The sequence below is a fragment of the Alienimonas chondri genome, assembly GCF_013036045.1.
Classification (GTDB): Bacteria; Planctomycetota; Planctomycetia; order Planctomycetales; family Planctomycetaceae; genus Alienimonas; species Alienimonas chondri.
Genome location: NZ_WTPX01000217.1, coordinates 1 through 5744 on the forward strand (window position 1 = coordinate 1; position 5744 = coordinate 5744).

General features: G+C 68.5%; 5 protein-coding genes. 2 read left to right on the forward strand and 3 right to left on the reverse strand.

What is annotated here, in order from left to right; genetic code table 11:
- Together LzC2_RS19785 and LzC2_RS19790 are read left to right on the forward strand one after the other, a co-directional pair.
- Positions 1-1169: hypothetical protein (locus LzC2_RS19785; protein WP_206678819.1), on the forward strand; the 1169-nt coding region annotated here is incomplete at its 5' end.
- Positions 1170-1224: 55 nt separating this feature from the next.
- Positions 1225-2454, forward strand: coding sequence for an LL-diaminopimelate aminotransferase (locus tag LzC2_RS19790; protein WP_171189759.1), 1230 nt, complete (start codon positions 1225-1227; stop codon positions 2452-2454).
- Between the two features lie 107 nt (positions 2455-2561).
- Here LzC2_RS19790 and LzC2_RS19795 read toward each other — a convergent pair whose 3' ends face one another.
- The 3 genes from LzC2_RS19795 to LzC2_RS19805 form a co-directional block, all read right to left on the reverse strand.
- Positions 2562-3674, reverse strand: coding sequence for an SPFH domain-containing protein (locus LzC2_RS19795; protein ID WP_171189760.1), 1113 nt, complete (start codon positions 3672-3674; stop codon positions 2562-2564).
- Between the two features lie 120 nt (positions 3675-3794).
- Positions 3795-5156 (reverse strand): glycosyltransferase family 4 protein, encoded by a 1362-nt coding sequence (locus tag LzC2_RS19800; protein WP_171189761.1) that lies wholly within the window; start codon positions 5154-5156, stop codon positions 3795-3797.
- Positions 5157-5164: 8 nt separating this feature from the next.
- Positions 5165-5744: hypothetical protein (locus LzC2_RS19805; protein WP_171189762.1), on the reverse strand; the 580-nt coding region annotated here is incomplete at its 5' end.

The following is a 5744-nucleotide window of genomic DNA, read 5'->3' on the forward strand; positions in this document are numbered from 1 at the left end:
GGGGGGCGCTGCTGGGGGCGGTCGGGATGGTTCCGGGAAGAAATTCCAAGGACCAAGAACTCAAGAACCAAGTCACGGCTGCGCCGACGAGCGAAGTCCGACGCCGGTCCTCTTTGGTTCTTGAGTTCTTGGTCTTGGAGCTTCCCCGCCTCGCCCCCGCCCTCTTCACGCTGTCGCTCGCGTTCGCCCTTGCGCTCAATCAAATTCGCATTCAGGTCTGGGCGTATCAATTCCTGTTGCTCGGGGCCGTGTTGGGCCTGTGCCCGCGGACGGAGACCGGCGATCGGGCGGCGGTCGCGTTGGGGCGGGTGTTGGCCGTGGGGATTCTGTTTCATTCGGGCCTATCGAAGCTGGATCTGGCCTTTGCGGAGGGGCCGGGGTCGTGGCTGATGGGCGGGTTCCTGGGGCTGTTCGGCGTGGAGGCGAACGGGCTGTCGAACGATGCCGTGGCGGCGATCGCGTTTGCGGTGCCGGCGTGGGAACTGGCGCTCAGCGTGCTGCTGGCCGTGCCGAGCCTGCGGCGGGTCGGGTTGATCGGGGCCGTGTTCATGCACCTGTCGGTCACGGCGACGCTGTGGCGGCTCGATCAAAGCTGGGGGGTGATCCTGTGGAACGCCTTCTTCCTCGCCCACGAGTTCGTCCTGTTTTGGCCGGAACCGAAGGCCAAGGGCGTGCCGCTGTGGACGACGGTGCGCGCGGCCGGCTGGCGAACCTGGCCGGCGGCGGGGTTGATCGCCGCCGCCGTGCTGCTGCCCTTCGGCACGCGGAGCGGGTACTGGGACGTGTGGCCGGGCTGGGCCGTGTACGCGGGGAGCGTGCCGAAGGCGACGGGCCTTGAATACATCCTTCGGAGGAATCAGGCTGTCGGCCCGTCGCACGCGGTTCACGTCGCAGATATCGGCGAAGCGGCACTAATGAAGTTCGGGGCACCGCTGCCACAGGATCCGCGAGTACGAGTGGGGGTGCTGGAAGTGTGGCGAATTCGCTACCCCGAACGGGCGTTCGACGTGATAATCGAACGGCCGGACGGCTGGTCATCCCTCGCGCCGGATAGACGATATGGGTACGATCTCTCGCTGGAGAAGCGGGTGGACTTCGGGCCGGCTTTGGACTCCTTCCTCCTCAACGCCCGCCCCCGTGCGTTGAGCCTGCCGCCGGAAGCCCGATGATGGGGGGCCACCGACCCATTCTCTTCAGGGGGCTGACGCCCCCCGCTCGCCCGTTATGCCGCAGATCAACGATCACTTTCGCCTCCTCAAAGCGGGCTATCTGTTCCCGGAGATCGGCCGGCGGGTGCGGGCCTTTCAGGAGGCGAACCCGGACAAGCCGCTGATCAAGCTCGGCATCGGCGACGTGACCGAGCCGCTGCCGGCGGCGATCCGCGAGGCGATGCACGCCGCCGTCGATGAACTCGGCGACCGCGAGACCTTCCGCGGCTACGGCCCGGAAAAGGGCTACGACTTCCTGCGGGAAGCGATCGCGAACCACGACTTCAAAGGACTGAACATCTCCCCGGACGAGATTTACGTCTCTGACGGGTCAAAGTGCGACTGCGGGAATATGCTCGACATTCTCGCCGGCGCCGGGGCAAACGTCGTCGCGGTTGCGGACCCGGTCTATCCGGTGTACGTCGATACGAACGTGATGGCCGGCAACGCCGGGCCGGCGGACGAGAACGGGCGTTACGAAGGCCTGATCTACCTCGAAGCGACCGCCGAGAACGACTTTCAGCCGGCCATCCCGGAGGCGAAGGCGGACGTCGTTTACCTCTGCTACCCCAACAACCCGACGGGCGCCGTCGCCTCCAAGGAGTATCTCGCCCAGTGGGTCGCGTACGCGAAAAAGCACGGGTCGCTGCTGCTGTTCGACGCGGCCTATACCGCGTTTATCACCGACCCGGAGATCCCGCGGAGTATTTATGAGATCGATGGCGCCCGCGACTGTGCGGTCGAATTCCGCAGCTTCAGCAAGAACGCCGGCTTCACCGGCGTGCGGTGCGCCTTCACCGTGGTGCCCGAGGGCGTGACGGGCACGGCGTCCGACGGGACGGCGATCCCGCTGGGCGAACTGTGGAACCGCCGCCAGAGCACCAAGTTCAACGGCGTGAGCTACATCGTCCAACGCGGCGCCGCGGCCGTTTATACGGACGAAGGCCAGCAGCAGACCGGCGAGCTGATCGACTTCTATATGGAGAACGCCCGCCTGATCCGCGAGGGGCTGACGGCGCTGGGCATCGAAGTCCACGGCGGCGTAAACGCCCCGTACGTCTGGCTCAAAACGCCTGAGGGAACCAGCAGCTGGGAGTTCTTCGATCGCCTGCTGAGCGACGCCGGCGTGGTCGGCACCCCCGGCGCCGGCTTCGGCGCCGCCGGCGAGGGCTACTTCCGCCTCAGCGCCTTCAACAGCCGCGAGAACGTCGAGACGGCGCTGGAGCGGATCAAAGCGGCGTTGTAATTCGCGGGGGAGCTGTACCAGCCCGACGCGCAAGCGTCGGCCGTGCGTTCATCCACAGAACGGACGAAGCACGGCCGGAGCTTGCGCTCCGGGCTGGTATTGGGCGTTTACCCGCCCGGCAGCGGCGGGGGGGAGCTGCCGAGTTGGCTGGCGAAGACCGGCGTGCGGCTGACCGATTCCCAGACCGGCATGCCGGCCGTCCAAACGAGGGCGTCCGGGCCGACCTGGCCGGCTCGGACGGCGTGCTCCAACTGCGATTGCGGCAGCGGGCCGCGGGTCTGGCCGTTCGCGGAGACGTGCCACATTGGCGCCGACGGCAGCGGCGGGGGCGGGGGACCGCCGGCTTGGGGGGCGGCCGTCATCTGCGGTTGCCCGCCGCGGGCCATCTGGTTCGCCATCTGGAAGCCGAGGCCCATCCCCAAACCTTCGCCCATCGCCCCGCCGGGGCCGCCCTCCTGGCCGAGGGCGTTGCCCAGCTGGAACTGCTGGTAGCGGCCGAGATCCCCGATCACGCCCATGCTGCTGCGGGCGTCGAGGGCTTTTTCGACGCTCTCCGGCAGGGAGACGTTGATGATGTAGAGCTGCGGGACTTCGAGGCCGTACTCGTCGTCGATCCGCTCGTTGACCAACCGGGCGAGGTCGTCGCCGAGTTCTTTATAGTTCGCCGCCAGATCGAGCGCGGCGATCTTCGATTCGCCCAGCAGGTCGGCGAACGCGCTGACGACCACGCCGCGCATCAATTCCTCGATTTCGCCGGTCTCCAGGGCGGAATCGGTGCCGACCAGTTCTTTCAACAGCACCTGCGGATCGAGCGCCCGCAGCGTATAGGTGCCGAACGCCCGCAGTCGGACCGGGCCGAAATCGTCGTCCCGCAGCATGATGGGGTTCGGCGTCCCCCATTTCAGTTCGCTGAGGGTGCGGGTCGAGACGAAATAGACCTCGCTTTTGAACGGGCTCTCGAACCCGTGCTTCCAGCCCTGCAGCGTGCTCAGCAGGGGGAGGTTGTCCGTGTCGAGGGTGTAATGCCCCGGCTCGAAGACGTCGGCGATCCGCCCGTTGGAGATGAAGACCGCCGTCTGCCCGGGGCGGACGATCAGCTGCGCCCCGTTTTTGATCTCGTTGCGATAGCGGGGGAAGCGCCACACGAGGGTGTGACGGTCGTCGTCGACCCATTCAATGATGTCGACGAGTTCGCCGCGGAGTCGGTCAAACAGGCCCATCGGGGACGCCGTTGTGGGAGGTCGAAGTCGGGGAAGCGCCAATCCTCCCCTCCCGACGCCCGGCCCGCAACGTCTCTGCTCGAACGTCCCGGTCTCTGACGGTTGCGTCGCGCCCCGCGTTCAGGCGGCGCGGGTGTGGGGCGCGTCTGATTCGGCGGCGGGATCGAGCGTCGGGGCGGGATCGAGCGTCGGGGCGGGATCGAGCGCCGGGGCGGGGGGCGGCGCGTCGCCTCGGCTTGCCCGGGAGGGTTTGACGACTCGCAAGCCGATTTCGGAGCGATTCTTCCACGTCGCGCCGGCCCAGGCGCCGAACAGCGCCGCTTCGTGATGGCCGAACACCTTCGCCACGGCCAGCGCCCCGAACAGGGCGACGCAGACCGCCGGGGCCAAGTACGGCGACTGCAGATGAGCCCCTGCCACGCCGGCAGCGGCGGTGAGGGCCGTCATGGACAGGATCACCGCCAGCGTGCGGCGGACGCTGAGCCCGCGATCCTGCAGGCGGTGATGGAGGTGGTGGCGGTCCGCGGCGGCGATGCTTTGGCCGTTCAACCAGCGGCGGGCCATCGCGGTGATCACGTCCCAACCGCTCACGGCGCCGGCGGCCAGCACGCCGACGGCCGTCACGCCGCTGAACGTTTTGCTTTCGATCCACAGGCTCAACATGCCCAGGCAGGCGCCGATCGACAGGCTGCCGGAGTCGCCCAGAAAGATCTTCGCCCGTTTGGTGGGCAGGTTGTGGGGCAGGAAGCCGAACACCGCCGCGGAGAACGTCAGGGCCAGAACCGTCACGCCCCATTGGCCCATCAGGGCGCTATGCACGACGATCGAGATCGCCACGATCCAGCCTAACCCGGAGGCCAGCCCGTCGAGGCCGTCGGACAGGTTCACCACGTTCGCCCAGCCGACCAACCAGAGCACCGTGAACGCCGCCGCGCCAGCTCGGCCCCACATGCCCCACTCTTCGAACCGCAGTACATAGCCCATCAGTTCCAACTGCGCCACCGGCGGCCCCAGCAGGGCGAAGGGCAAGGCGGCGACGAACATCCCGGCCAGCTTGGTGCGGGCCCGCACCGGGTGGCGATCGTCCCAGGCGCCGATCACGCAGAACAGGGTCGCGGTCAGCGTCAGCCCCCAGATCTGCGACGTCGGCCCGACCGGCGTGCGCCCGAGGGCGAACATCGCGAACGTGCCGACCACGAACGCGGCGATCACCGCGATGCCGCCCCACAGAGGGGTCGTTTTCTTGTGCAGTTTGCGCCCGCCGTCCGGAGCGTCCACCGCCCCGAGGAGCGGAGCCGCCCAGCGAACGACGCCGGCGCTCGCCGCGGCCGCCAACGCCACGGCGACCACCACGGCCCAGACGCGCCAATCCTGCCACGGCCGCCCGGAGGCCCCGGCCATGGAGCCGTCGACCATATGCGCCAAGATCGCCGCCAGGGAGGACGGAGCGAACGACGACGGGTCGAGCGGAAGCAACGGCACGGGAACGGTTAGCGCCTCGCGGAGGAATCGGGGGCGGCGGCGGCGCCGGTTTCGGCAGCGTAACGGTCGACGTTCGACGAGGCAGTACTTTGCGGTCCAATCTCCGCCGGTTCCCGGTCGATTGGTTTCCCGTCGATCGAATCGTCGTCCGTCGCGGCGGGTCGCCCGAGAGCGGCGTCTTCGGGCACGAGCACGACCAGCTTCTCCCAGACGGGGCGCTCCGCGGGATCGTCAGGCGGCGTGAGGACGCGGAACCCGGCGGCCAGCCATTCGGGTCCGGCGACGTCGTAGTCGAACGAGCGGCCGGTGGAGCGCGGCAGCACGATCAGATCGGGCTGTTGCTGGACGGCCTCGGCGACGTCCACGCCGTCGAAGGCGGTACGCACCTTGCCGCCCACCTCTTTCGCCAGATTCGCCCCCACGCCGATGCCCCATACCCGCGGCACGACGGGTTCGGCGCCCTCCGTGGCCACGCGCCCGGCGGCGACGGAGCGATCGAACCGTTCGCGCAGGGACGCGGCGGCGAGGTGTTCGGCGTTGCGGCGGGGGTGGTCCGCCTGCACCGCATCCGCGACGTGCAGCGCGGCG

Excerpts from the sequence above, each read along its gene's own strand:
- LzC2_RS19790 (WP_171189759.1), top strand. The coding sequence starts at position 1,225 with ATGCCGCAGATCAACGATCACTTTCGCCTCCTCAAAGCGGGCTATCTG.
- LzC2_RS19795 (WP_171189760.1), bottom strand. The coding sequence starts at position 3,674 with ATGGGCCTGTTTGACCGACTCCGCGGCGAACTCGTCGACATCATTGAA.